General features: G+C 51.2%; 23 protein-coding genes. 9 read left to right on the top strand and 14 right to left on the bottom strand.

Annotated features, from left to right (window positions below):
* Nucleotides 1-2: 2 nt before the first annotated feature.
* Genes deoC through GQE98_RS11595 form a run of 6 tightly spaced genes read right to left on the bottom strand, consistent with a single transcriptional unit; the run spans nt 3 to nt 6,482 of the window.
* Nucleotides 3-989: a deoxyribose-phosphate aldolase gene (gene deoC, locus GQE98_RS11620; RefSeq protein ID WP_161315796.1), complete on the bottom strand. Its 987-nt coding sequence runs from the start codon at nt 987-989 to the stop codon at nt 3-5.
* Nucleotides 976-1,842, bottom strand: coding sequence for a purine-nucleoside phosphorylase (locus tag GQE98_RS11615; protein WP_161315795.1), 867 nt, complete (start codon nt 1,840-1,842; stop codon nt 976-978). Before GQE98_RS11615 ends, deoC begins: the two co-directional genes overlap by 14 nt.
* Nucleotides 1,842-2,813 carry an ABC transporter permease gene (locus GQE98_RS11610; protein WP_161315794.1) on the bottom strand — a complete coding sequence of 324 codons (972 nt, stop codon included), beginning with the start codon at nt 2,811-2,813 and terminating at the stop codon, nt 1,842-1,844. The genes GQE98_RS11615 and GQE98_RS11610 overlap by 1 nt, the downstream gene beginning before the upstream one ends.
* On the bottom strand, nt 2,813-3,934 hold the full coding sequence (locus GQE98_RS11605; protein WP_161315793.1) for an ABC transporter permease: 1,122 nt from the start codon (nt 3,932-3,934) through the stop codon (nt 2,813-2,815). The genes GQE98_RS11610 and GQE98_RS11605 overlap by 1 nt, the downstream gene beginning before the upstream one ends.
* Nucleotides 3,934-5,487: an ABC transporter ATP-binding protein gene (locus GQE98_RS11600; protein WP_161315792.1), complete on the bottom strand. Its 1,554-nt coding sequence runs from the start codon at nt 5,485-5,487 to the stop codon at nt 3,934-3,936. The genes GQE98_RS11605 and GQE98_RS11600 overlap by 1 nt, the downstream gene beginning before the upstream one ends.
* Before the next feature lie 11 nt (nt 5,488-5,498).
* The gene (locus GQE98_RS11595) at nt 5,499-6,482 is read right to left on the bottom strand and encodes a BMP family ABC transporter substrate-binding protein (RefSeq protein ID WP_161316283.1); all 984 of its coding nucleotides are present in this window, start codon (nt 6,480-6,482) and stop codon (nt 5,499-5,501) included.
* A gap of 248 nt (nt 6,483-6,730) precedes the next feature.
* Here GQE98_RS11595 and upp point away from each other — a divergent pair, with 248 nt between their 5' ends.
* Nucleotides 6,731-7,381: a uracil phosphoribosyltransferase gene (gene upp / locus GQE98_RS11590; RefSeq protein ID WP_161315791.1), complete on the top strand. Its 651-nt coding sequence runs from the start codon at nt 6,731-6,733 to the stop codon at nt 7,379-7,381.
* Between the two features lie 128 nt (nt 7,382-7,509).
* Nucleotides 7,510-8,445, top strand: coding sequence for a UDP-3-O-acyl-N-acetylglucosamine deacetylase (gene lpxC / locus GQE98_RS11585; RefSeq protein WP_161315790.1), 936 nt, complete (start codon nt 7,510-7,512; stop codon nt 8,443-8,445).
* A 103-nt stretch (nt 8,446-8,548) separates the two neighbouring features.
* Here lpxC and GQE98_RS11580 read toward each other — a convergent pair whose 3' ends face one another.
* Entirely contained in the window at nt 8,549-8,935 is a 387-nt protein-coding gene (locus GQE98_RS11580; RefSeq protein ID WP_161315789.1) for a helix-turn-helix domain-containing protein, read from the bottom strand.
* 435 nt (nt 8,936-9,370) lie between these two features.
* Here GQE98_RS11580 and GQE98_RS11575 point away from each other — a divergent pair, with 435 nt between their 5' ends.
* Genes GQE98_RS11575 through ligA form a run of 3 tightly spaced genes read left to right on the top strand, consistent with a single transcriptional unit; the run spans nt 9,371 to nt 13,957 of the window.
* On the top strand, nt 9,371-10,171 hold the full coding sequence (locus GQE98_RS11575) for an outer membrane protein assembly factor BamD (protein ID WP_161316282.1): 801 nt from the start codon (nt 9,371-9,373) through the stop codon (nt 10,169-10,171).
* Complete coding sequence (gene recN / locus GQE98_RS11570) at nt 10,143-11,846, top strand: DNA repair protein RecN (protein WP_202526240.1); 1,704 nt, start codon at nt 10,143-10,145, stop codon at nt 11,844-11,846. Before GQE98_RS11575 ends, recN begins: the two co-directional genes overlap by 29 nt.
* A 5-nt stretch (nt 11,847-11,851) precedes the next feature.
* Nucleotides 11,852-13,957: an NAD-dependent DNA ligase LigA gene (ligA, locus tag GQE98_RS11565; protein WP_202526239.1), complete on the top strand. Its 2,106-nt coding sequence runs from the start codon at nt 11,852-11,854 to the stop codon at nt 13,955-13,957.
* Nucleotides 13,958-13,970: 13 nt separating this feature from the next.
* Here the strand turns inward: ligA and GQE98_RS11560 are convergent, their stop codons facing one another.
* Nucleotides 13,971-15,974 carry an aminopeptidase P family protein gene (locus GQE98_RS11560; protein WP_202526238.1) on the bottom strand — a complete coding sequence of 668 codons (2,004 nt, stop codon included), beginning with the start codon at nt 15,972-15,974 and terminating at the stop codon, nt 13,971-13,973.
* Nucleotides 15,975-16,185: 211 nt separating this feature from the next.
* Between GQE98_RS11560 and GQE98_RS11555 the strand changes: the two genes are divergently transcribed.
* A complete protein-coding gene (locus GQE98_RS11555) occupies nt 16,186-16,467 on the top strand; it encodes a hypothetical protein (protein ID WP_161315788.1) in 282 nt (93 codons plus the stop codon).
* Nucleotides 16,468-16,512: 45 nt separating this feature from the next.
* Nucleotides 16,513-17,037 carry a DUF1127 domain-containing protein gene (locus tag GQE98_RS11550; RefSeq protein WP_161315787.1) on the top strand — a complete coding sequence of 175 codons (525 nt, stop codon included), beginning with the start codon at nt 16,513-16,515 and terminating at the stop codon, nt 17,035-17,037.
* Between the two features lie 72 nt (nt 17,038-17,109).
* Here GQE98_RS11550 and GQE98_RS11545 read toward each other — a convergent pair whose 3' ends face one another.
* The 5 genes from GQE98_RS11545 to gpt all read right to left on the bottom strand — a co-directional run bounded on the left by GQE98_RS11545 (nt 17,110) and on the right by gpt (nt 23,482).
* Nucleotides 17,110-17,970 (bottom strand): 50S ribosomal protein L11 methyltransferase, encoded by an 861-nt coding sequence (locus tag GQE98_RS11545; RefSeq protein ID WP_161315786.1) that lies wholly within the window; start codon nt 17,968-17,970, stop codon nt 17,110-17,112.
* Nucleotides 17,954-20,233 carry an ATP-dependent helicase gene (locus GQE98_RS11540; protein WP_161315785.1) on the bottom strand — a complete coding sequence of 760 codons (2,280 nt, stop codon included), beginning with the start codon at nt 20,231-20,233 and terminating at the stop codon, nt 17,954-17,956. Before GQE98_RS11540 ends, GQE98_RS11545 begins: the two co-directional genes overlap by 17 nt.
* A 53-nt stretch (nt 20,234-20,286) precedes the next feature.
* Entirely contained in the window at nt 20,287-22,080 is a 1,794-nt protein-coding gene (locus GQE98_RS11535) for a chloride channel protein (RefSeq protein ID WP_161315784.1), read from the bottom strand.
* Nucleotides 22,081-22,176: 96 nt separating this feature from the next.
* Entirely contained in the window at nt 22,177-22,977 is an 801-nt protein-coding gene (otnI, locus tag GQE98_RS11530) for a 2-oxo-tetronate isomerase (protein ID WP_161315783.1), read from the bottom strand.
* A 4-nt stretch (nt 22,978-22,981) separates the two neighbouring features.
* Nucleotides 22,982-23,482, bottom strand: a complete 501-nt coding sequence (gene gpt, locus GQE98_RS11525; RefSeq protein ID WP_161315782.1) for a xanthine phosphoribosyltransferase — start codon at nt 23,480-23,482, stop codon at nt 22,982-22,984.
* 129 nt (nt 23,483-23,611) lie between these two features.
* On the opposite strand from gpt, the gene GQE98_RS11520 reads away from it, so the two are divergent.
* Together GQE98_RS11520 and GQE98_RS11515 are read left to right on the top strand one after the other, a co-directional pair.
* Nucleotides 23,612-23,857 carry a hypothetical protein gene (locus GQE98_RS11520; protein WP_161315781.1) on the top strand — a complete coding sequence of 82 codons (246 nt, stop codon included), beginning with the start codon at nt 23,612-23,614 and terminating at the stop codon, nt 23,855-23,857.
* A gap of 123 nt (nt 23,858-23,980) precedes the next feature.
* Nucleotides 23,981-24,673 (top strand): NnrU family protein, encoded by a 693-nt coding sequence (locus tag GQE98_RS11515; RefSeq protein WP_161315780.1) that lies wholly within the window; start codon nt 23,981-23,983, stop codon nt 24,671-24,673.
* A 2-nt stretch (nt 24,674-24,675) separates the two neighbouring features.
* Here GQE98_RS11515 and GQE98_RS11510 read toward each other — a convergent pair whose 3' ends face one another.
* Complete coding sequence (locus tag GQE98_RS11510; protein ID WP_161315779.1) at nt 24,676-25,137, bottom strand: PaaI family thioesterase; 462 nt, start codon at nt 25,135-25,137, stop codon at nt 24,676-24,678.
* Between the last annotated feature and the right edge of the window lie 64 nt (nt 25,138-25,201).

The following is a 25,201-nucleotide window of genomic DNA, read 5'->3' as shown; positions in this document are numbered from 1 at the left end:
CCTCAGGCCATCGGATGGCGAAAATCAGCGGAATAGCGCCCGGTGACGAAATGCTCCAGCTGACGTTCAATATCGCCGAGCAGGCTCGAGGCGCCAATGCGAAATAGATCTGGCTCCAGCCAGTCTGAACCAAGCTCCTCCTTGATCATGATCTGGTAGTTCAGGACATCTTTCGCGGTGCTGATTCCGCCCGCCGGTTTATAGCCGACCTTATGCCCCGTCATCTCAAGATATTCGCGGATCATCCGCAGCATGACGAGGGTAACGGGCAGGGTGGCATTTACGCTTTCCTTTCCCGTGGAGGTTTTGATAAAGTCTGCACCCGCCATCATCGCAACCATGCTGGCTTTCGCGACATTGCGGAGGGTGGCAATATCTCCGGTTCCGAGGATGGCCTTCATATGTGCATCCCCGCAGGCGGCGCGGAAGGTTTTCACTTCGTCATAGAGCGCCTGCCAGTTGCCAGTCAGAACATGGCCGCGGGTGATGACGATATCAATCTCGTTCGCGCCAGTTGCAACAGAGGCTTCGATTTCCTTCACACGAAGATCGAACGGGCTGAGCCCTGCCGGAAAGCCGGTTGAGACGGCAGCAACAGGAATATTCGTTCCTTTTAATCCCTCTACCGCCGTTTCGACCATGCTGTGATAAACGCAGACGGCTCCGGTTGTGATAGCGCGATCCGCCATCCCCATCGCTTCCAGAATATCCGAACGAACGGGCTGTGCTGCCTTTGCGCAGAGGCGCTTGACCCGGCCGGGGGTGTCATCTCCACTTAATGTAGTGAGGTCGATACAGGTTACAGCCTTTAGCAGCCAGGCGGCTTGATAGGCCTTCTTCACTGTGCGCCGACCGGGGAGGGTGGCGGCCCGGCGCTCGACCGCGCTTAAATTTACGCGAACTCGGTCCAGTACATCCAGATCGAGCGGCATGCCGGGATTGCGCGCGTGGCCTTCTGGGGCCGGTTTTAGAGGGCTAATGGACGCCATTTTCCGTACTCCGAATATGAGCTTTCAATAGCTCCCTTTTCAGGGTTTCCAAAAAGACGATAACCAGACTTTCAAGATCCGCCGCCGCTATTTTTGCGCATTCGAGTGTCTGTTCATGGCTGAGCCGGGTCTTGCTCATCCCCGCGGCGAGGTTGGTAATATTGGAGATTGCCGCGACACGAAGGCCGCAATGACGGGCGACAAGCACCTCCGGCGTTGTCGACATCCCGACAGCATCGGGGCCAAGTGTCTTGAAAGCACGGATCTCTGCGGGTGTTTCGAAATTGGGGCCGAGATAATGCAGATAGACACCTTCATGAAGCGTGATGCCGAGTTCTTTGGCGACCGCCGCCAGATGCTTGCGGAGGATGGGGTCGTAAGCATCCTCCATCGAGAAGAAGCGTGGTCCAAACGTATCGTCATTTGGACCGACCAACGGGTTGAGGCCCGTGAAATTGATATGATCGCTAATCATCATCAGGCTGCCGGGGCCCATTTTCTTCTTGAAGCTACCTGCGGCATTTGTGAGAAGCAGTATTTCGATACCAAGAAGTTTGAGCATCCGGACGGGAAGCGTGAGGTCCTGAGGGTTGACACCTTCGTAGTAATGAACGCGGCCCTGCATGCAGGCAACGGGCATCCCGCCGAGGCGACCGAGAATGAGCCTCCCGGCATGTCCCTCCACCGAGGAGGTCGGGAAATCAGGAATATTTTCGTAATCGATACTAGCCACCAACTCGATCTTTTCCGCGAGATCGCCGATCCCGGAGCCGAGGACAATGCCGACACGCGGCGTGAACCCCGGCGCGGCATCCTTTACGAAGTCGGCGGCTTTATGCGGATCAAGTGTCATCATCTTTCCTTAATATAGGGTTCGCCGATGGATTTCGGCGGCTGGGCTTTGCCAACAAACCCTGCGAGTAACAATACAGTGAGTATATAGGGGAGTGCCTGGATAAACTGAACCGGAATTACGCCAACGATAGGAAGTTCCACGCCTTGCAGGCGCGCCTGAACCGCGTCGGTAAAGGCGAAAAGCAGGCAGGCAAACAATGTGGGCACGGGGCGCCATTTGCCAAAGATGAGGGCGGCCAAGGCCAGATAGCCTTTGCCAGCGGTCATATCGCGTATAAACCCCGCACCATGGGCAGTCGAGAGGTAGGAACCCGAAATGCCGCAGAGAAATCCTGTCATAATCAATGCTTTATAGCGCAGCCAATCAACGGAAATACCAGCCGTGTCCACCGCATGGGGGTTTTCACCGACAGCACGCACGCGAAGGCCAAAACGGGTCTTATAGAGGATCCAGGCGCAAATCGGTACGGCCGCAATAGCCATATAAACAATGATGTTATGGTTCGAGATCAGCTCCGCATAGATATACCCAATAACCGGAACATCTCTTGCTGTTTCAGCATAGGGCAGAACTATGGATTTGAATCGGGCATCTCCGCCAAGGGGCGGGGTCTGTCCGCCCATACTAAACCATGCATAGGCGAGGGTTGGCGACAGCCCGGCAACGACGATATTGATGGCCATGCCAGACACCACCTGGTTACCCTTATGGGTAACACAGGCATAGGCATGCAGCATCGACAGCGCAATTGAGGTAAGAATTCCCGCGCCGAGGCCCACCCAAGCCGAGCCTGAAACGGCGGCAACGGCAGCTGCGGCGAAGGCAGCGCCGAGCATTTTTCCTTCCAGGCCTATATCAACAACCCCGGCGCGTTCTGAGAACATACCGGCAAGTGCTGCAAGGATAAGTGGCGTCGCAATACGGAAGGTGGCGTCGAGCAACAGGATGATGATTTGGAATGTCTCCATCAGCCCGCCTCCACTGTTCGGGCGCGAGCCAATCGTCGGTAAGCGGCTTCTATCTTGGGACGGAACATATGCTCAAGCGCGCCGGAGAACAGGATAATGAGGCCCTGAATAACAATGACAATTTCCTTATTGACGGATTTCATCTCGAAAGCCAGTTCTGACCCGCCCTGATAAAGCGCTCCAAAGAGTAATGCCGCCACAAATATGCCAATGGGGTGGTTGCGCCCCATCAGTGCCACTGCAATTCCGGCAAAACCGTAACCGCCTGTAAAATCGAGAATAAGACGGTGGTGCACGCCCTGAATCTCATTAATGCCGACAAAACCGGCAAGGGCGCCAGAAATCATCATGGCGAGGATGATGTTTTTTGAAGATGAAATGCCAGCATAGCGGGCTGCGGTCTCATTCTGGCCGACGACACGTATTTCGTATCCCCATCTTGTATGCCAGATGAGAAAGTAGAAGCCAGCGCTTAATATAAGAGCATAGAGAAAAGAGAGGTTAAGCGGCGTCTGCGGCATGCTCAGGATATCATGGAAATAGGGGAGCCATGTTGTCTCGGCAATGGGGCGACTCTCCGGGGACTGACCGTTTGGATCGATTAATACTTCCACAAGTAGATAGGTCATGAGCGAGGCAGCGATGAAATTGAACATGATCGTCGTGATCACAATATGACTGCCGCGCTTGGCTTGAAGATAGGCCGGAATATAGGCCCAGGCTGCCCCAAAACTAGCAGCGGCCAGCATGGCGAGCGGTAAAATGATCCACAGAGGCAACCCGTCAAAGTTTAGGCAAATCAGACCGACACCCAATCCGCCGAGTGCAGCCTGTCCCTCCGCTCCGATATTAAACAGGCCGCAATGAAACGCGATGGCCACTGCAAGGCCGGTAAAAATGAAATTGGTTGTGTAGTAAAGCGTGTAGCCTACAGCCTCGGGATATCCGAACGCCCCATATAATAGGACGTGTAGTGCTTCAATTGGATTATCGCCGATGATCAGGATCACTATGCCCGAAATAAGGAGGGCGGCAACAAGGTTTATGAACGGGATCAACGCATAATTTACCCATCCGGGGATCTTGAGGGGTGCGCCGAATTTGACTTGTTCTCCCGCCATCAGATAGTTGCCTTTGCATCAGATTTGGGTTCTCGAACACCAGTCATCATTAATCCGAGCTGGGTTTCGGTTGCTTCCGCAGCGGGAAGTTCACCGACGATTCCTCCATCAAACATGACGGCGATACGATCGGCGAGGGACATCACTTCCTCGATTTCAACGGAAACGACGAGGATAGCCTTGCCCGCATCACGCATCTTGATAAGTTGCTTATGAATAAATTCAATGGCGCCGATATCGACACCGCGCGTCGGCTGACCGACCAGCAGGACGTCCGGGTTCTGTTCCATTTCGCGCGCGAGAACCAGCTTTTGCTGATTTCCGCCGGAGAAGCCCGATGCTTTCAGGTAAGGATCCGGCGGTCGCACGTCATACTTTTCGATGTAGGTGTTACAGGTTTCGACCATTGAGTTGCGATCAAGCTGCAAACCTCTGTTGTACTCTGGCTTGTCATGATAACCGAGAATGGAACATTCATTTGCACTAAAGGGGAGAACGAGACCAGATCGGTGCCGATCCTCCGGTACATGACCCAGCCCAATTTTTCTGAGGTTCCGGGCTGTGAAAGTTTTATTTCCGACAAGCTCCTGCCCTTTAAACTTAATACTTCCCGAAGTTGGGGCCAGCATGCCGCCAAGAACTTCAAGCAGCTCTGACTGACCGTTGCCCGAGACACCGGCAATGCCCAGAATTTCACCTGCCCTGAGATCAAGATTTATATTTTTGAGGCGCGGAACACTGTCAATATCCACATAATTAAGATTGCGGATAGCAAGCAATGTCTCTTTGGGAGCAGCTGTCTCCTTCTCGACATGTAAAAGCACCGAGCGACCAACCATCAGTTCTGCAAGGGCAGCCTGGCTGGTGTCTCCTGTTCTTACATGCGCAACCATTTCCCCGCGCCGCATAACCGAAACATTGTCGGTGATGGCCATGATTTCCCGAAGCTTGTGTGTAATCAGGATGACCGTCTTTCCCTGTTCACGCAGGGTATCAAGAATACGAAAGAGATGATCCGCCTCTTGCGGGGTCAAAACACCTGTCGGTTCATCCAGAATAAGAATCTCTGCACCGCGATAAAGAGCTTTTAAAATCTCCACCCGTTGGCGAAGACCAACTGGCAAATCGCCAACGATCGCATCGACATCGACTTCCAGTGCGTACTCTTTTTCAAGGCGCACAAGCTCCTTGCGTGCCGCCGACAGGCCTTCCTTCAATCGATATCCACCCTCGATCCCGAGGATTATATTTTCAAGAACCGTAAAGGTATCGACCAGCATGAAATGCTGATGAACCATACCGATGCCCGCTTCTATTGAGCTTTGCGGGTTTTCAATGCGGCAGGTTTTGCCATTGACCAAGATATCACCGCTATCGGCCTGGTAAAAGCCATACACAATACTCATCAATGTCGATTTTCCGGCGCCATTTTCGCCGACAATGCCATGTATGGTTCCCCGATCCACGGACAGGGAAATATCCTTGTTCGCGTGGACCGGGCCGAAGCTTTTATTGATACGGCGCAGTTCCAGCGCCGGACTTTGTTCTGACATGACGGTCAGATTTACTTGTCCATATAGTTTGTGACCTTGATCTTGTCGGCGATGATGTCGGCCTTCGCCTTGTTCATCGCTTCGATCATGTCTTCTGTCAGGACGCCCTTGTTCCATTGATCAACGGAAAAGCCAACGCCATCTTCTTTCAGACCGAGCACCTGAACGCCCGGCTTCCATGTGCCGTCTTTAGCGGACATCATTGCGTTGTAGACAGCGACATCAACTCTTTTGAGCATGGAAGTCAGCATTGTTCCCGGATGCAGATGGTCCTGATTGCTGTCGACTCCAATCGCGAGTTTATTCTCATCAGCGGCGGATTGCAGGACACCCATTCCCGTGCCACCAGCTGCCGCGAAGATGACATCCGCCCCGCGGTCAAACTGGCTTTTTGCAAGTTCACTGCCCTTTGTTGGATCATTCCAGGCGGCAGGCGTCGTACCAGTCATATTCTCGATCACTTCCGCATTTGGGTTCGCATAGAGGACCCCCTCCTTGTAACCAAGTGCGAATTTCCGGATCAATGGGATATCCATGCCGCCAATAAACCCGACCTTCCCGGTCTTGCTGGCCATTGCGGCCGCTATGCCGACCAAGAAGGAGCCCTGTTCTTCCCGAAATACAACGGATTGCACGTTTGGCAGGTCAACGACCATGTCAATAATGGTGAATTTTGTATCGGGATGCGCCTTTGCGGCTTTTTCAACGGCCGCCGCCTGGGCAAACCCGATGGCGACAACAATATCGGCCCCTTTGCGGGCCATGCGTTCTGTCGCTTGTTCGCGCTCAGATACTTTCGTGACCTCATATTCTAAATAGTCGATGCCGGTATCTTTCTTGAATTCTTCGACACCATTGAAGGCTGCCTCGTTAAAGGACTTGTCGGACTTGCCGCCCATGTCAAAGACGATTGCGGGTTTGAAGTCTTCAGCTGTCGCCAGTCCACTCATTGTCAGCGCGGCAGTCGCGATTAGCCCGAGGGCAATTTTCTTCATCATATTCGTCACTCCCTGTTAAAGCCCGGCTCATTCCAAATTCAGGAACAAGAGGTCGACCTTAAATCCAAACCAAACTTAGGCCGACAGGTTAAGTTTTAAGGTCGCATCCTGTAAAGTATAGGAAGTAAATTTTCGGACCGCTATATTTTATCGTCTTTCTTGCTCCCTAAGTAGTGATTTTAAAAGTGAAGTCGGATATGATTTGGGGCTCACCTGTTTGCACTATAGGGAAATACATCTCATCCATGGCCTATGATCCGCGATTTCCGAATCTCCATATTCTTGATCATCCGCTTATTGTTCATAAGCTCAGTCATATGCGGAACAAGAAAACCTCGACAAAAACCTTCCGGCAACTGCTAAGGGAAATAGCGCTGTTGATGGGGTATGAGATTACGCGTCACCTCCCAACAACTAGTGAAAAAATTGAAACGCCTATTTGCCCGATGGACGCGACAGTTCTGGCCGGAAAGAAAACCGCCATTGTTCCAATTTTACGTGCAGGACTTGGCATGGCGGACGGACTGCTTGAATTAATGCCGGCGGCGCGGGTGGGGCACATTGGAATGTATCGGGACCCGGTGACGAAGAGGCCAGTTGAGTACTTACGAAAGTTGCCAACAGCCGAGGATCGCCTTTTCATACTGGTCGATCCGATGCTCGCAACCGGGTATTCCGCCGCGGCAGGCGTTGATGTGCTTCTGGACCACAATGTTTTGCCGGAGAATATCCGGTTCATGGCGCTGGTTGCCGCACCGGAGGGGGTGCAGGTCATGCTCGATACCCATCCGGATGTAACTGTTTATGTTGCGGGTCTCGATGAGAAATTAAACGAGAAAGCGTATATCGTGCCCGGCCTGGGTGACGCCGGTGATCGGTTATATGGTACTCTGTGAAACACTTTGTTTACCACGATTTTGTGCAGCGCAGTAATAATTGGTAACAATGTTTGATTTGTTGTTGCCGGGTAGCTTACGTACATTCAGGCTACACAATTCGTATTAGTAAACTAAAGTGGCAGAAAATGGTCGTTTTTCAGAAGACATTGCGCAACAGTATTAGTTGTACCGGGGTTGGCCTGCATGGTGGCAAGCTGATCAGTATGAAGTTGATGCCTGCGCCGGTGAATAGCGGAATTGTTTTCAAGCGCATCGATGTCGATCCAGCAGTGTCAGAAATCCCGGCGAGATATAACACGGTATCTGACCTTATGATGTGCACGACGGTTGAAAACCGGGCAGGGATCAAGGTTGCCACTATCGAGCATCTGATGGCTGCTTTTTCCGGATGCGGTATCGACAATGCGATTGTTGAACTGGACGGACCCGAAGTTCCAGTTATGGATGGCTCCTCCGCTCCATTCGTTTTTCTTGTGGAATGCGCTGATGTGGTTGAGCAGGATGCGCCACGACGTTATATTAAGGTATTGAAAGAGGTTGAAGTGAGCGAGGGCACCGCGAAAGCGAGCCTCTCACCAGCGGATAATATCTCCGTTGCATTCGAAATTGATTTCGACAACCCGCGCATTGGCAAGCAGAATTGCAGTTTCAACCTGCGTAATGGCACCTTCAAGAACGAGTTGTCTCGTGCACGCACGTTTGGCTTTCTTGGAGATTTTGAGCAACTTAAAAAGCTTGGTTTGGCCAAAGGCGGGTCTCTTGATAACGCCATCGTCTTGAGCGGGGCGGATATTCTGAATGAAGAAGGTTTGCGCTACGACGATGAATTTGTTCGTCATAAGGCCCTTGATGCGGTCGGCGATCTTTACTTGGCCGGTTCACCGATTATTGGGGAGTTCTATGGACTTCGTTCCGGGCATGCATTGAACAACAAGCTCTTGCATGCGTTTCTTTCTGATGAGGATGCCTGGTGTTATACGACGGAAGCCCCAGTCCGGATTGGTAATGTCGGCGGGGCCCATTGGCCGACCAAAAAGGCGGCCGCGCCAGCCACAGATTGACCTTAAAGTCAGCGTAACCCCTTACTTTACCTTTATATGTTAATAGAAATAAAAATGGCGCGGAAATAATTTCCGCGCCGGGGGTATCATCTGGGCCTGTCCGTCAAGCGGACTTGCGCCGTCTTTCTTTTCCCGCGAGGCTTTTGATAAGACCGCTGACAGCCGATCTCACAGCGGGTTCGTCAATCTCGCCATAATTACGGACAAGTTCAATAGTGGAGCGATTTTTGCCGCCATGCTCCAGTGGTATACTTGTCGTAGCTGGCTCGAGATTTTCGAAAAAATAGGCAACATCTACTTCCAGACGCTTAGCTATTTCAAATAATCTACCAGCGCTTACACGGTTGGCGCCCGTTTCGTATTTCTGAACTTGCTGATATGAAATATCTAGCGCTTTTGCCAGATGTTCCTGGGTTAATCCCATCATAGTTCTTCTTTCACGAATCCGCTCGCCGACATGATCGTCGACTCTTTTCGCGACTTTACCCATTGTTGGTTGGTACCTTTCTTAGTCATTTGCTTATCATTTTAGTTGTGCTACTGCCGAGAGCGGTACCAGACATTCGACAGAATTTTTGTATTATTATAGGAGAAAATCGAATACCAGTTCCACCCTTATAAGTAATGTAACACATGCAAGTAGAAAAAGAAAATACATAAAATCTAACAATAATTAGATAAATTAATTTTATCAGAGGTGGCTCTGATACTGCCTTTTATTATGAATAAAAATTTACAATTTTTGCGAAGCTGACGATCTGCCAGTCTTCAAAATCTGGCAAATTCTAAGATGAATGCCGTGCAACGAAGAAATCTGAAACCATAACTTCCCCTGAACGTGTTGATTGGATAAAATGCCCCGGCACCTGAGTATATTCGGCCAAGAGCCAAGAGGGACAAGTTGCAATATCATTTTTTCTCACGCATCAGCAGAGCGTTCGTCGGTCTTCTACTGCTATTTATAATCTCCGCCTGCAGTTCGAACGAACCGGAAGACTATGTGGAACAACCGGTGGAGCTGCTGTATAATCAGGCGCTTGCGGATCTGAATAACGAGAATTATCTCGAGGCGGCGAGAGGTTTTGATGAGGTCGAGCGTCAGCACCCTTATTCGGTCTGGTCGACTAAGGCGCAAATTATGTCCGCCTTTGCCTATTATCAAAGTAATGAATATGATCAGGCAATATTGGCTGCAGAACGATTCATCGAGCTTCATCCCGGTAACAAGGACGTCGCCTACGCCTATTATCTCGTTGCAATCTCTTATTATGAGCAGATCACGGGCGTGGAACGCGACCAGAAAGTAACCAGTCAGGCCTTGGACGCTCTGCAAAACCTTGTGCGTCGATTTCCCAATAGCGAGTATGCACAGGATGCCCGGCTTAAGATCGATTTGACCCGTGACCATCTGGCGGGCAAGGAAATGGCCGTTGGGCGTTATTATCTTGGTCAAAAATATATGATTGGTGCGATCAATCGTTTTCGTGTCGTCGTCGAACAGTATCAAACAACGACGCATGTTCCGGAGGCTCTTCATCGGTTGACCGAAGCCTATATGACGCTGGGCATCACAAATGAAGCCCAAACCGCCGCCGCAGTTCTCGGTTATAACTTTCCTGGCAGTGAATGGTATCAAGATTCTTATGCGCTTCTGGACGAAAACTACTTAAGGCCAGAAGTGAACGAGGATTCCTGGATTGTTAAAGCCTGGAACTCTGTGTTTTAACCGACGGTCAGAAATGCTGGAAAAACTCTCTATCCGCAATATAGTTCTGATTGATAAACTGGATCTTTCCTTTGAAAACGGGCTATGTGTGCTCACCGGTGAAACGGGTGCAGGAAAGTCAATTCTGCTGGATAGTCTTGCGCTTGCGCTGGGGGTTCGGGCGGACGCAGGCCTTGTTCGTGCAGGGACGGATCAAGGATCTGTCACAGCAGAATTTTCTCTAAGTCCGGCCCACCCTGTCTTTAGTTTCTTACAAGACATTGAGGTGGAAGCAGGGGAGCCGCTAATTCTCCGACGGACACTTGGCTCTGATGGCCGCAGCAGGGCAAGTATTAACGATCAGGCTGTGAGTGCCGGATTGCTTCGCAATGTGGGGGAAATGCTTGTTGAAATTCACGGTCAGAATGCAGAGCGGGGGTTGCTCGATGCCCGGAGCCACCGCGCGTTGCTGGACCAGTATGCACGCCTGGAAAAAGATGTCGTCGCCATTAGCGGCCTTTTTGACAGTTTGCAAAAGGCAAATGAAAAGCTCGAATCCGTACTTCGGGAGATTGAGCAAGCGCGCGTTGATGAAGAATACCTCAGGCATATGGTAGAGGAACTGACAGAATTGGCGCCAGAAGAGGGAGAAGAAGAGACCCTGGCGGCCCAGCGGTCGAATCTGATGCATGCGGAGAAAATTGCGGAAGCGCTAAGGGATGCGGAAAAAGCCCTGGCCGAACATGGCGGCGTGGAAAACCGGATCAGGTCAGCAACCCGCGCTGTCGAGCGTGTGATTGATAAAGCGGCGGGTAAGCTCGATCCAGTTCTTGATAGTTTGGAGAGGGCGGCGATTGAAATGGCGGAAGCGCAAACCGTCATTAACTCAGTTGCCGGTGACCTTGATATGGATCCGGCTGGACTTGAGGTGCTGGAGGAAAGGTTGTTTGCGCTCCGGGCGGCTGCCCGTAAACATAAATGTGAAGTCGAAGGCCTGCCAAAATTACTTGAGAACTTTACGGCCCGCCTGAAAGCTTTAGAGGAAAGCGATCGTGAAATAGAGAGCCTTCGTGCGGCAGCAGCCAAAGCACGTGAGAAATATATGGAGGCGGCAAAAATCCTGAGCCGTAAAAGGCGCGCCGCTGCAACGGAAATGGATCAGGCGGTTATGGCAGAACTGGAGCCTCTTAAACTTGGAGCCGCGAAATTCATTACTGAGGTCAGCACTTTACCAGATGAAAACTGGGGTCCGAACGGAATAGATAAAGTGGCGTTTCTAGTCTCTACCAATCCCGGAAGTGCCGCCGGACCGCTGCTCAAGATTGCGTCTGGAGGCGAGCTATCGCGCTTTATGCTAGCACTGAAAGTGGTGCTGGCGCGTGTGGGGTCGGCACCAACACTGATATTCGATGAGGTGGATCGTGGAGTCGGAGGGGCAACGGCGGATGCTGTTGGAGAGCGGCTTCAGCGGCTGGCGGAGGGTCTGCAGGTTCTTGTGGTTACCCATTCGCCGCAGGTTGCCGCGGCGGGACAGGCGCACTGGAACATCCGTAAGTCTGACATTAATGATGTCTCGATTACATCTGTCGACCGTCTTAATCCGGCGGCGCGAACAGAGGAGATTGCCCGCATGCTTTCAGGGGCCACTATTACCGAAGAAGCGCGAGCGGCCGCCCTCAGCCTTATTGAAGGATAATCATTGTGGATGTAGAAAACCTGTCAGCGGAAGAGGCGCGGGCCAAGCATAGCAAGCTGGCCGAGGTACTCAAAGCTCATGACATAGCCTATTATACTCATGACGCCCCCGTTGTTTCCGATGCAGAATATGATCAACTACGACAGCAACTCCTTGCACTGGAAGCGCGCTTCCCAGAGCTGATTACAGCCGATAGCCCGTCCCAAAATGTTGGTGCAACGCCAGCCAAGGGATTTGGAAAGGTCAGGCACAAAGTTCCCATGCTCTCCCTTGATAACGCCTTTAGCGGTGATGATCTGCGGGAGTTTGAGGGGCGCATACGCCGGTTCCTTGGTCTGGGAGCCACAGAAGACGTGGCTTTTTTTGCTGAACCCAAGATCGACGGCCTTTCCGCGAGCCTGCGTTATGAAAAAGGAAAGTTTGTACAGGGTGCAACGCGCGGCGATGGCCAGGAAGGTGAAGATATAACTGCCAATTTACGCGGTGTGACAGACCTGCCGCTAGAGCTTTCCGATGCGCAATCTTCAGTTCCGGATATTTTCGAAGTGCGCGGCGAAGTCTACATGCCGAAGTCCGATTTTCTTTCTCTTAATACCCTGCAAGCGGAGAATGGCGGAAAGATTTTCGCAAATCCACGAAATGCAGCGGCGGGCAGTTTGCGCCAACTCGATTTTTCTATCACCAAATCCCGCAATCTACGCTTCTTCGCCTATGGTTGGGGAGAAGTGAGCGAAATTCCCGGTACGAAACAGTCGGAAGTTCTAGCCGTTTTTAAGGATTGGGGATTCACTGTAAACCCGCTTTCACGGGTATGCGCCAATATGGAAGAGGCAATCGACGCCTATCGGAAGATAGAAGAGCTTCGGGCAGAGCTGGATTACGATATAGATGGCGTCGTTTTCAAGGTTAATCGTCTTGAATGGCAAAGCCGGCTGGGCTTCGTCAGCCGTAGTCCGCGTTGGGCGATCGCCCATAAGTTTCCGGCGGAGCAGGCGACAACGGTGATCGAGGAAATAGAGATTCAGGTGGGGCGGACCGGAGCCCTAACCCCTGTCGCCAGACTGCATCCGGTGACGGTGGGGGGCGTCGTTGTGTCGAACGCTACCTTGCATAATGAAGATGAAATCATCCGAAAAGATATCCGCGTCGGCGATACTGTAGTTGTGCAGCGGGCAGGAGATGTCATCCCGCAAGTCGTACAGGTGCATCTGGATAAACGACCAGAGGACAGCAAGCCTTACGAATTTCCGTCTAAATGTCCGATATGTGGCAGTCACGCGGTGAAGGAAATTAATGAAAGTACGGGTAAGGAAGATGCTATCCGTCGATGCACTGGCGGCCTGATCTGTCGCGCGCAAGCCGTTGAACGGCTCAAGCATTTTGTTTCCCGCAATGCATTCGATATCGAGGGGCTTGGTGCGAAGTTGATTGAGTCCTTTTATGAAGATGGCCTGATCCAGAGTCCAGCCGATATTTTCACATTAGAAAAGCGCGATAGTGCGCAGGGTAACCTGACACGGATAAAGAACCGGGAAGGGTTCGGTGAGAAAGCAACGCGCAATCTGTTTGATGCGATTGACGAGCGGCGCGAAATTTCACTGGATCGCTTTATCTATGCTTTGGGTATCCGTCATATCGGTCAGGGTAATGCAAGATTGCTTGCCAGGAACTATCTTGGCTTTGCAAATTTACGCAATCATCTCACTGCGACGGGGAAGGCCGCCGGGGAGGCCTATGCCGAACTCCTGAATATTGACGGTATCGGTGCCGCCGTTGCCGATGCCGTGACTGAGTTTTTCCAGGAGGAACGAAACCAGGGTATGCTGGACGACCTCCTCCGTGAAATTACGGTTGTCGATTTTGAAGCTCCGACACTGGAGAGCAGCGTTGCCGGAAAAACCGTCGTTTTTACGGGAACTTTGGAATTGATGACCCGTCAGGAGATGAAGGCGAAAGCCGAAAATCTCGGCGCCAAGGTGAGCGGATCTATCTCGGCCAAGACAGATTATCTCGTTGCCGGAGCAAATGCAGGGTCGAAGCTTAAGAAAGCGACAGATCTCGGCGTCACTATTCTAGACGAGCAGGAATGGCTTGACCTGATTGGCGGCTAGCATGGCTTGATGTTTATAGCGGGGCTGTCGCCCGGCGGAGCCATTGTGCTGCGTCTCCTTCCAACTGAGGCTCAAGCTTTTCGTAAACGTCGTAGTGGTAACCGTTCAACCACGCGATTTCACTGTCAGTCAGCAAGCTTTTTTCAATGAGAGCCTTATCAATTGGCGCGAATGTCAATGTCTCAAAACCATATGTAAGGCGTTCCGCCCCTTCTGGGGGAGTAACTTCTCGAACCGTTACCAGATTCTCGATCCTTATGCCATATGCGCCAGTCTTGTAGTATCCGGGTTCATTTGAGATGATCATGCCCGGCGCGAGAGCGATAGTGCTGGGAGCTTTCGAAATCCGTTGCGGCCCTTCATGTACAGAAAGATAGCTGCCCACGCCGTGGCCTGTGCCATGATCATAATCAAGACCAGCGGCCCAGAGCGGCGCACGGGCCAAGGTATCAAGCTGGCTACCGGTCGTGCCTTTCGGAAAGACAGCGCGTGCTAAAGCGATATGCCCTTTAAGAACCAAAGTAAAATTTTTGCGCATTTCAGCATTTGGCTCCCCGATCGCAATGGTTCGGGTGATGTCGGTTGTCCCATCAAGATATTGCGCGCCACTATCGACCAGATAAAGCGAGCCAGTCTCTAACTGACGGTTCGAGGCCTCGCTCGCCCGGTAGTGCACAATGGCCCCATTCGGTCCGGCGCCGGAGATAGTATTGAAGCTCAAATCCCGGAAATTTTCCCCAACCTCACGAAAGGCTCGCAACTTGGCTTCGGCGGAAAGCTCATCTACATTTCCTGTCGGGCCGTTTATGGAAAGCCAGTGCAGAAATTTTGCGACGGCCGCGCCGTCTCGAACATGGGCGCGGCGCGATCCTTCTATTTCTACGGTATTTTTGATGGCCTTGGGTAATAGACAAAGATCTTCTGCACGGCTGATACGTGCTGTGGCTACCGTCAATTGATCAACAATATACTGGCTGGTAACCGAGGGGTCGATCTGCACATGCTTGCCTTTGAACGAGAGCAGTGTGGATTCAAACTCTGCAGGGGCATGCACCCTTACCATATTGCCGAGATGTTCATGCAAATTGGCCGCGAATTTTCTCTCCTCCATAAAGAGGTCGACCGTGGCATCCTTGTGAGTGATGGCGAATCCAAGCGCAAAAGGAGTGCAGGGAAGGTCTGCACCGCGGATGTTCAGCAGCCATGCAATGACATCGGGCAAGGTATGAATAATGGCATCAGTATCATTATCTGCAAGCTTTGCAGCGATGCGGTTACGCTTGCTCGCGGAACTTTCTCCGGCGAAACGCTCCTCCTGCGGCTGGACCAGCGCAAGGGGGGAGGGCGGACGATCTTCCCATACCTTGTCAATCAGGTTTTCTGAAACGGGTTTCAACGTAATCCCTATGTCCGCCGCAATCTTTTTTAAAGACGACATGTTGCCTTCCGTATGGAGCCATGGATCAACGGCCAGCTTGGCGCCAACGGGCATATTGTCGGACAGCCAGTCGCTCATCGGTTCTTCGCTTACGTGGCGGGGGGTGAAAAGCGTAACATCGACTTCATTGCGTACCTGAAGGGTGTAGCGACCATCGACGAATATAGCTGCCGTGTCCTTCAGGACGACAGCAAATCCTGCAGAGCCTGTAAAACCGGTTAGCCATTTCAATCGTTCCGCCGCTGCGGGGGCCGCTTCACCGTGGAATTCATCATTTAACGGTACAATGAAGCCATCAACTTTTTGATCGGCCATTACTTCGCGGAGTTTTTCTAACCTTTCTCCAGATGCAAGCGGATTTAGGACAATAGACCGGATTTCCTTACGCAGTCCTTCCTTGATTTGTTCAAGTTCTTTCATCTCACCTTGCTCTAGTGAGGGGAAAAGTTTTCTAAGCAGGACATTTTCATCTGCCCGCGGGGGAGCCGCCGCGGTGGCACGTAAAATATCTTCTGCCTCATCTCTGTCGTGATGAGGCAGTAATGTGGCGACGGCATGTTTTAACTTGGCAGTTTCCATGGAAAAGTCCTGAAATATGGCAACCTTCTGAAAATATAGAGGTTCTAAGGAAGAATATGGCGCTTTTTTAACATAAGTGCAACGTGAGCTATGCATTTTTTGCAGAGCACCATTTCGATCTTAGCGGGCAAAATTGTGATGTAAGTCATTGTTATTTAATGAATGCAATGCAATATATGCGTCATCAAGATTGCTTTGTTAGGAAAGTGAAATGTTCGCAAGAAACGAAAAATATGGTGATGCGTTGAATTTGCAGTATGGGCCTGTAATGGGTGTCCGGTTTGACCCGACTTCGGTCAATCGACATTTTGGCCTTTCGGGTGTGCTGCAGTCGCTGCGAAACCGTATGCGCCTTGCGACTGAAGAAAATACGGCAGTAGTTGACCTGTCAATGGGGCCTCTCGGGAAGGCGCTCAACGAAGGCAATGGAATTACCGGTAAAGCAGTAAACGAAAACTGTTTTTACCCGACGAATAAAAGCAACAAGAGCTAAGAATTATCCGACCTATCGGATTATCGAAATATATGGAGTAGCAAGATGATTAGCTATGGTAAAAAAGAGGTAGAGGCACTCGCATTGATCGAGCCTGTCAATACGAATATCACTGAAATAGACACAGAGTATTACCTAAACAAGGCGCGCGAACTAAGAAGCAAATATTTTGCTGAAAAAGTATCGGCCCTCTTTCAGGTCACTGTTGGCAAATATCTGCGGAATCGTGAAATTGAGGAAGCTAAAGGCGCCCTATACAGGATGTCCGATCGTGAATTGAGGGACATCGGGATTACCCGGGCTGAAATTGACCGCGCTGTTGAAGGAACTCCGGAGTTGGAACCGGTTAAGAAAAATGGTTTCTGGACGTCCTTTATTACCAAGTTCTTGGAAGCACAGACGGCCCGGGCGGCATATGTTCATTTGATGGCTATGAATTCCCGGGAGTTGGCAGACATTGGTTTGACACGTAGCGAAATTGAGGCTGCAATCAAAGGCGACCGCAAATATCGCGCCAATGACAACCTCGCCCAACCGAGCAACACAAACGATCAGCGCAAAGCGGGTTGATCGTCTGCAGCTGATCCGCCTTCGCCTCCCCAATTTGTGGGCGGATCGGCTGCAATTTATTCCTCCAGGAAATTATCGGCCAAGAACCAACGCGTTCCAGGTACCGATTGCATAGCGTCGCTTCAGGTTTAATCCCTGCTGTAGATAAGCACTTCGTACCATTACATCCTGTGATCCTAAAAGTCCTGACAGGACAAGAACGCCATTCTTTGAAAGTGCGTTGGAGATGTCAGGTGCCATTTTCATAAGTGGCCAAGCAAGAATATTTGCAACAATCAGATCATAAGGCGCCATCTCCGAGAGTTTCCGGTTGTTAAGCCCGGCAGAGAGAACCGCCGTTGTCAGATGTGCAAGTTGGTTCTTCTTTGCGTTATCACGGGTTACTATGACGGCGGCGACATCAATATCACTGGCGAGGACAGGAATGTTCCAGGCCTTGGCGATGGCTAGGGCGAGGACACCAGAGCCACAGCCCAGATCCAGCGGGTTCCTGAAGCTCCGGCTTTTCCGTAAATCATTGAGGGCAAGCAGGCATCCATAGGTTGTTTCATGCAGGCCCGTTCCAAACGCGGCTCCGGCATCAATCAGCAGATTATGGCGGGAGTTGGCGGGGTGCGGAGAATCGTGGGAACCGTGAATGTAAAAGCGACCCGCATCAACAGGGGGAAGCATCTTTTGGCTTTCACTTACCCAGTCCTTTTGCTCCAACGGTGCGAGTTCCATGGGAATGTCTGCGGGGAGTCGATCAAGGAGCTGGGCGTTCGGCTCTTGCGGAAACAGGATATTCAGGCGCCAAAGAGAACCATCGCTAACCGCTTCTTCCATTGAGATGGTGAGTGCTTCCTCTTCAAAAATATCGGAGATACCTTCAACCTGATCGAAGGGAAGTGTGAGGGCGAGTTGCCAAAGGGTTGGTTCAGGCGGCCTGGACAAAATTTTCCATCACTTTCTTGACGCCAGCTTTCTCAAAGGCAATTTCGAGTTTCGGACCATCTTTTCGCACTATGCGGCCATAACCGAATTTCTGATGAAAGATTCGGCTGCCGATCGCGAAACCATCACTCTTACTCGCTTTGTCAACCGGCTTGGTACTGTTATCGACAAACTGTTGGTTGGCGCGTGCCCTTTTTCCCAAAATTTCGGCAAGATGAGAGCTTTCAGGGTTCCGCCAGCTCGTATGGGAAAACCCTTCACTCTGGCGCGTACTATTATAAATCCCTTGTTCTGACTGATCCTTTGTATGGTCACTTGGAAGCTCATCAATAAACCTGCTTGGCAGGGAAGACTGCCACTGGCCATGGATACGGCGATTGCTGGCATGGCTGATGTAGCAGCGTTCCTTCGCGCGGGTAATGCCGACATAAGCAAGCCGTCGCTCTTCCTCGAGGGCTTTTAAGCCGTTTTCGTCAAGCGCGCGCTGGTGCGGGAACAGCCCTTCTTCCCATCCGGGCAGGAAAATAATGTCATACTCCAGCCCCTTCGCCGAATGCAATGTCATCAGGCTGACCATGTCGCTACCTTTGTCGGCGTTATTTTCCATGACCAACGATACATGCTCAAGGAACTGCCCGAGGCTTTCATATTCAGCAATTGCGGGCACCAACTCTTTCAGGTTTTCCCGCTTTCCTTCAGCTTCAGGCGATTTATCCTGTCGCCACATATCGAAATATCCGCTTTCCTCTAAAACGGCTTCAACCAGTTCGTCCGGTGGGATCAGGTCTTTCTGGGCCCGCCAGTCATCGAAACTGGCCATCAGGTCTTTCAATGCGGTAAGTGGCTTGCCCTTGAACAAGCCCTTTTCCACGGCCATTTTGGCGGCGCGGGACAGAGAAAGGTTTTCTGCGCGGCCAAGCTCACGGAGCTTCTCCAAGGCTTTGGTGCCGAGCCCCCGCTTTGGCAGGTTGTAAATCCGCTCGAATGCCAGGTCGTCATCTGGCTGGTTGATGACACGCAGGTAGGCCAGCACATCACGGATTTCCCGTCGCTCGTAAAACCGCAATCCACCAATGACCCGATACTTGATCCCCATGCTTAAAAAGCATTCTTCAAAATCACGGGTTTGGAAACTGGCGCGGACCAGAATAGCCATGTCTTTCAGGCTTTTGCCCTTACGCTCATGATTTTCTATTTCTTCCGCAATCCAGCGGGCTTCATTCGGGCCGTCCCAGAGGCCATTCAGTATAACGGGATCACCTTCATTACCTTCAGTGAAAAGCGTTTTGCCAAGGCGGCCCTCGTTATGAGCAATCAGACCGGATGCGGCGCCCAATATATGCGAGGTGGAGCGGTAATTCTGTTCCAGCCGGATGACCTTGGCGCCGCTAAAGTCATCTTCGAATTTCAGAATATTGCCGACCTCAGCCCCACGCCAGCCGTAAATTGATTGATCATCATCGCCGACGCAACAGATATTGCGATGCTTCTGGGCGAGCAGGCGGAGTAACAGATACTGCGCGACATTCGTATCCTGATACTCATCCACGAGAATATACTTAAATCGGTTCTGATAGAGCGCCAGGATATCCGAATTCTTCTGAAACAGTGTCAGGGCGTGAAGCAGTAAATCCCCGAAATCGCAGGCATTCTGGGCGGCCAGCCGTTCCTGATAAATAGCGTAAAGCGCGGCCGCTTTGCCATGGGCAAATTCTGAGCTGTTTGCGCCCTGAACCTGATCGGCGCGCAAGCCTTTATCTTTCCATCGGTCAATGGTCGCGGCGAGGCCGCGGGGTGGCCAGCGTTTCTGATCAATCCCCTCTTCGGTCATGATCTGCTTAAGAAGGCGCAACTGATCATCGGTATCCAGAATCGTAAAGTTCCGATCGAGGCCAATAAGTTCTGCATGGCGGCGGAGGAGCCAGACTCCAATGGAGTGAAACGTTCCCAGTTTAATCTCGATTGCCTGAGGCCCGATAATATGAGCGGTCCTCTCCTGCATCTCCGCGGCGGCCTTGTTAGTGAAGGTTACCGCAAGTATCTCCCAAGGTTTTACATTCCGTAAATTGAGAATATGCGCGAGACGAGAGATGAGGACGCGCGTTTTCCCGGTGCCGGCGCCGGCCAGTACCAGCACTGGTCCATCCAGCGCCTCAACGGCTTCACGCTGGCCACTGTTCAGCCCCTCAAGATACGTAAAGTCTGCCGTAGCTGGGCGATTTCCAGCTTCGTCAAAACTGCCTATGTCAAACCTGTCTTCCATAGCTAAATGATATAGCCCATGGATGAGGTTGAAGCTACCGTCGATCTCGGTTGTTAGCGGAAAACTTTGTCTCGCGCGTCGTCCTGTGCGGAGAGCAGGGCCGCATTATACGCATGTAGCAGATCCTTATGGTGAAGGATGCCAATTAGTCGTCGCTCATTTGCCCGGTTAATGACGGGAACATGGTCAATGCCGGCTTTTTCAATGATCTCTACCGCAGATTTAAGACTCGTGTCAGGAAAGAGAACCGGGCTATCTTCATGCACAAGGTCAAGCGCAGTGACATTCTCCTGTGGCTCGTCCCCAAAGAGACCGGTCTTGAGGTCGCTATAGTCGATCCGGCCAATAAATTCATGGGTCTCGGGTTCCACCACGACAAATTTATCATGATTGGTATTGCTGACGATTTTGCGCAGTTCCCGCATTGGTGTGTGCTTGGGGATTTCGATAAATTCCCGATCCATAATTCCCCGTACCTGAAGGAAGCTAAGCTGACGGAGGGCGCGGCTTTCATTAACATCGACATTACGGTTGAGGAGCTGGGTCTGCCAGATACTTCGGCCATAGATATGTTTTGTGATCAGTGTCGCAACCGAGACGGCCACCATCACAGCGATGGAGATCTTATAGTCACCGGTCAGCTCGAACACGATCAGGATCGTTGAGATAGGTGCGCCGAGTATTGATGATGCCACCGCAGCCATGCCGATAATGGCATACAGGCCGTGGCTTGCCGCCATTTCCGGAAATGCCGTTGCTGCAATCAGTCCAAAAGCCCCGCCAGTCATGGCCCCAATAAAGAGCGAGGGTGAGAAGAAGCCCCCGCCAAAGCGTGCCCCAAAAGTGACTCCAACGGCGATGGTTTTCACGACGATCAGCAGGAGAAGCAAAAGGAGGGGATAATGCCCTTGAAGGGCGTTATCAGTTGCTTCATATCCAACCCCGATAATTTGCGGAAAGAATAAAGCAATGGTGCCGAGGACAACACCGCCCGCGGCGGGCCGCAGGACTTCCGGTATGCGAAAGCGGTCAATTGTTCTTTCTGAAAAACCAATGCTCCAAATGAAGAGCAAAGAGACCGCTGCCGCGACAACGCCGAGAAGGGCAATTGCCGGAAATTCCCATAATGAGACAATTTGGTAATTGGGAATGATGAAGGCTGGAAAATCACCAATATAAACCCGACTGATCACTGTTCCGATGACAGATGCAATTACAATTGGCGCAAAAGCCTGGGTTGCCAAGGAGCCGACAACAACCTCAAGCGCAAAAAACATACCTGCAATTGGCGCATTAAAAGATGCGGCGACTCCGGAAGAGACTCCACAGGCAATCAATGTCATATAATATTTGGACGGAAGACGAAACCGCTGGCCGAGCTGACTGGCAATTAGGGCGCAGAAGTGTACAACTGGCCCCTCGCGCCCGCTGGATCCACCGCAACCGAGCGTCAGGGCGTTGACAAAGAGACCGCCAATACCTGGTGCCAGCTTCATCTTGCCGCGATTGACAATGACCGCTTCCATAACATCCGCGACACCTTGTGCGCGGTAATTCGGTAAAACAAATTTCCAGAACAATCCGACGATAAGCCCGCCAATGATTGGTGCAGCCATGATTTGCCACCACGGCAGGTTCGCCGCCTGAGAAAGAATCTCCTGGCTGCCGTAACCATAAAACAATTTTTGAATCTCGCTAATAGAAAGCCGAAACCCCACGGCCCCATAACCTGCGAGAAGACCAATGGCGATGGCGCAAGCTATAAGTTTGACCGGCGTACTACTCGTCGCGGTAAGGATAGGGCTGAGTATTTTATCCCCGGTTCTGGGGTTTTCAGAGACGGCCATGTCTAGCCATAACGTCCAGTAAATTTATTATTATTTAAGCAAATTATTCGCCATGATGTTCAGGTGTATCGTGGTTGTCTTAAAGTTTCAATAACTTCAATGTTTTTCCGGCGCCTGCGCTAAATATCTATGGGCCCATTTCAGCGTTTCCGAAGTCCCGGCGGATGGCGCATACTCGCAGCCGATCCAGCCGTCATAGCCTTCTGCCTCCAGCAGGTCAAAAATAAATGGATAGTTGATTTCACCGTTGTCCGGCTCATGGCGATTTGGTGGGTTTGCCACCTGTATATGACGAATAAGAGGGGCCAGTCGTTTATATTGGTTGGCAATATCACCGTCTGTTCGCTGAACGTGATAGATATCAAATTGCAGGCGTAGGTTGGGGTGGTTAATTTCCTCAATTATGGCAGCCGCCATGCTTGCACTATCAAGAAAATATCCTGGCATATCCTTTGTATTGATAGGTTCGATTAATGCCGTAATTCCAAGGCGTTCGCAGGTTTTTGCGGTCTTAAGCAGGTTGTTCCGGTAAACTGTGAGCTGCTTTTCCTTAGTAACGGTCGTATCCCGGATGCCAGCCATGACATGTAGCCGTTTGCATCCAAGCGCCGTTGCAAAGTCGATCGCCTGATCGAGGCTGGCCTGAAATTCAACTTCCCGCCCCGGCAGACTGGATAGGCCTCGTTCACCATTCTCGAAATCACCCGCCCAAAGATTGAAAAGCACTTGGGTAAGATCATTGTCATTTAGTCGTGTAATTATCTCGTCCGGATCGAAAGCATAGGGAAAAAGATACTCTACCCCTTTGAACCCATCGTCTGCCGCAGCTGCGAATCGATCCAGAAAGGGGAGATCCTGATAGAGAAAGCTTAGATTGGCCGCAAAGTTCAGGGGCATCCTATTAGCTCCTCTCGCGATTCTCTTCAACGATCGGTTTAACGAAGGACGGAGCCTGATCCCAAGGGAAGAGAATCCATGTATCCTGACTGACTTCCGTAATGAAAGTGTCTACCTGATCCAGTCCTTTGGGCTTGGCATAAATCGTCGCAAAATGGGCTTTGGGAACCATCTTTCGGACATGGCGCGCGGTAATACCACTATCGACAAGATCATCCACGATGACCCAACCTTCACCATCATCTGGAAGGTTAAGACCCTTGATGATATTTGCTTCGCCGACGGATTTATCGTCCCGATAGGCAGCGATACAAACCGTATCAATATGCCGGATATCAAGCTCGCGCGCGACAATGGCCGCCGGCACCAGGCCACCGCGTGTTACGGCTATCACGCCTTTAAAGGGCGCCTTTTCCATCAAACGCCAGGCAAGCGCCCTGCCGTTTCGATGCAATTCCTCCCAGGAAACAGGAAAATACTTCGTATAGTTTGCACCAATCGACATCTGACGTTCCCCCAAGATTTATGTTGGCAATGTTTTAAACCCGCTTTGACAAGAATTAAAGTGTCCTTTTCGCCTGAAGCCCTGTCAGGAAGACTTTTATCGGTAATGGAATTGCAGTAGGCTTTGACGATGGCATCGAAATCCCCGAGCGCGGCACAAATAAAGTATCTACGTCTTGGCCGGTACCAGCCGGGCGGTAAACTGCCGCTTTTCGATCCAAACGGGCAACAGATTAGTAAAACAGTCATTAAAAGCTGTCTGAAAAAGGGGTGGGTGCAGACGTGGTTTGAAAACCCCATCAAACCTGATTGGCTTGTCTGTAAGCTCACAGAAGAGGGGGTACGGGTGGTTGATAAATACGGAAATCGCCATTAAATGAGACTTCTCCATTTGGTGATGGTTTTCACATAATGCTAATTTCTATGTAAATTCACTTTTGATGTCAGGAATTTGGTGAGAAACTCGAATTAAACGTATTTCAGTCGATGAGGCAGTATCATGACAGGGACCCTCGGTGCACTAATTCTCGCCGCGCTGGCATTTCTCTCAATTCACATCGTTCCCTCAAGTGTCTTGCGGGAACGGGTCGTCTCACGGATTGGTGAAAAGGCGTATATGGCTGGTTTCAGCCTACTATCGATAATAATCCTGATTTGGTTGGTGATGGCTTATCGCGCTGCCCCTTTTGGCGAAATGCTCTGGGATGCCGGTAATGGCGGGCGGCATTTTGCGATGCTGCTGATGCTGCTTGCCTCCATAATGTTTTTCAGTGCGGTAACCAGCCCGAACCCGACGGCGGTTGGAGCAGATAAACTGCTTGGAAAAGAGAGTGCCTATAGCGGCATCAATGCTATTACTCGTCATCCAATGATGTGGAGCTTTATGCTCTGGTCTATTGCACACATCGTCAATAACGGTGATTTCACATCGATCGTCTTTTTTGGTACCTTTGGCCTGCTGGCATTTGTCGGGACATTTTTAATCGATGCAAAAAAAGCGCGGCAATTAAAGGACGGCTGGGGTGCATATGAAGCGCGTACGTCCAACATTCCCTTTGCGGCAATTATCCAAGGCCGTGCGACGCTGTCGATCAAGCCGTTATGGTGGCGCATTTTACTTGGTGTCGTCCTGTTCGCGGCACTCTACCTTCTCCACCCTCTAGTCATTGGCGTTTCACCTGGCCCTGTATAGGCTTAATAGATGGCGCAGGTCGTATTTCCGGTGGCGTAGAGCTTACCATCTTCGCCGACCAATCGGGCTTCTGCCGTGGCTATTTTCCGACCCTTGTGAACAACTTCCGCTGACGCCGTAACTTTACCCATGCCGGGCAGCATGGCTCGCAGATACTTGACGTTGAGATCGACCGTCGTATAGCGCTCCCCGGGTTCTAAAACCGTGTGGATAGCGCAGCCAAGGGCGCTGTCAAGGAGTGTCGCAGCATATCCGCCATGCACTGTGCCAATTGGATTAAGGTGTTTCTCGCCAGGGTATCCAGAAAATACGGTTTTTCCGAAAGAAAGTTCGGATAGCTTGAAATCAAGCGTCTTTTCAATTGCCGGAGTAAGCCCTTCTTCAATCACGGCCTGCAATTGCTGCAAGCCCGTCATTTTCATGCGGGTTTCTTCCAGCTTCTTCTTCTTTTCTAGGGCGTTCATTGGTGTTTTCCTTTTTCAGCTTTTCTTGACTGAAAGATCTGATTTTCCTGTAAGACGAAAACGG

It is taken from the genome of Sneathiella litorea, assembly GCF_009882915.1.
GTDB classification, from domain to species: domain Bacteria; phylum Pseudomonadota; class Alphaproteobacteria; order Sneathiellales; family Sneathiellaceae; genus Sneathiella; species Sneathiella litorea.
This window is presented reverse-complemented; position numbering and strand designations above follow the sequence as displayed.

Coding starts and splice junctions, on each gene's coding strand:
- GQE98_RS11600 (WP_161315792.1), bottom strand. CDS start 5,487: ATGTCAGAACAAAGTCCGGCGCTGGAACTGCGCCGTATCAATAAAAGC.
- upp (WP_161315791.1), top strand. CDS start 6,731: ATGGCCTATGATCCGCGATTTCCGAATCTCCATATTCTTGATCATCCG.
- deoC (WP_161315796.1), bottom strand. CDS start 989: ATGGCGTCCATTAGCCCTCTAAAACCGGCCCCAGAAGGCCACGCGCGC.
- otnI (WP_161315783.1), bottom strand. CDS start 22,977: ATGCCCCTGAACTTTGCGGCCAATCTAAGCTTTCTCTATCAGGATCTC.
- GQE98_RS11515 (WP_161315780.1), top strand. CDS start 23,981: ATGACAGGGACCCTCGGTGCACTAATTCTCGCCGCGCTGGCATTTCTC.
- gpt (WP_161315782.1), bottom strand. CDS start 23,482: ATGTCGATTGGTGCAAACTATACGAAGTATTTTCCTGTTTCCTGGGAG.
- GQE98_RS11520 (WP_161315781.1), top strand. CDS start 23,612: ATGGCATCGAAATCCCCGAGCGCGGCACAAATAAAGTATCTACGTCTT.
- lpxC (WP_161315790.1), top strand. CDS start 7,510: ATGGTCGTTTTTCAGAAGACATTGCGCAACAGTATTAGTTGTACCGGG.
- GQE98_RS11535 (WP_161315784.1), bottom strand. CDS start 22,080: ATGGCCGTCTCTGAAAACCCCAGAACCGGGGATAAAATACTCAGCCCT.
- GQE98_RS11610 (WP_161315794.1), bottom strand. CDS start 2,813: ATGGAGACATTCCAAATCATCATCCTGTTGCTCGACGCCACCTTCCGT.
- GQE98_RS11555 (WP_161315788.1), top strand. CDS start 16,186: ATGTTCGCAAGAAACGAAAAATATGGTGATGCGTTGAATTTGCAGTAT.
- GQE98_RS11605 (WP_161315793.1), bottom strand. CDS start 3,934: ATGGCGGGAGAACAAGTCAAATTCGGCGCACCCCTCAAGATCCCCGGA.
- GQE98_RS11595 (WP_161316283.1), bottom strand. CDS start 6,482: ATGAAGAAAATTGCCCTCGGGCTAATCGCGACTGCCGCGCTGACAATG.
- GQE98_RS11615 (WP_161315795.1), bottom strand. CDS start 1,842: ATGACACTTGATCCGCATAAAGCCGCCGACTTCGTAAAGGATGCCGCG.
- GQE98_RS11580 (WP_161315789.1), bottom strand. CDS start 8,935: ATGGGTAAAGTCGCGAAAAGAGTCGACGATCATGTCGGCGAGCGGATT.
- GQE98_RS11540 (WP_161315785.1), bottom strand. CDS start 20,233: ATGGAAGACAGGTTTGACATAGGCAGTTTTGACGAAGCTGGAAATCGC.
- GQE98_RS11560 (WP_202526238.1), bottom strand. CDS start 15,974: ATGGAAACTGCCAAGTTAAAACATGCCGTCGCCACATTACTGCCTCAT.
- GQE98_RS11550 (WP_161315787.1), top strand. CDS start 16,513: ATGATTAGCTATGGTAAAAAAGAGGTAGAGGCACTCGCATTGATCGAG.
- GQE98_RS11510 (WP_161315779.1), bottom strand. CDS start 25,137: ATGAACGCCCTAGAAAAGAAGAAGAAGCTGGAAGAAACCCGCATGAAA.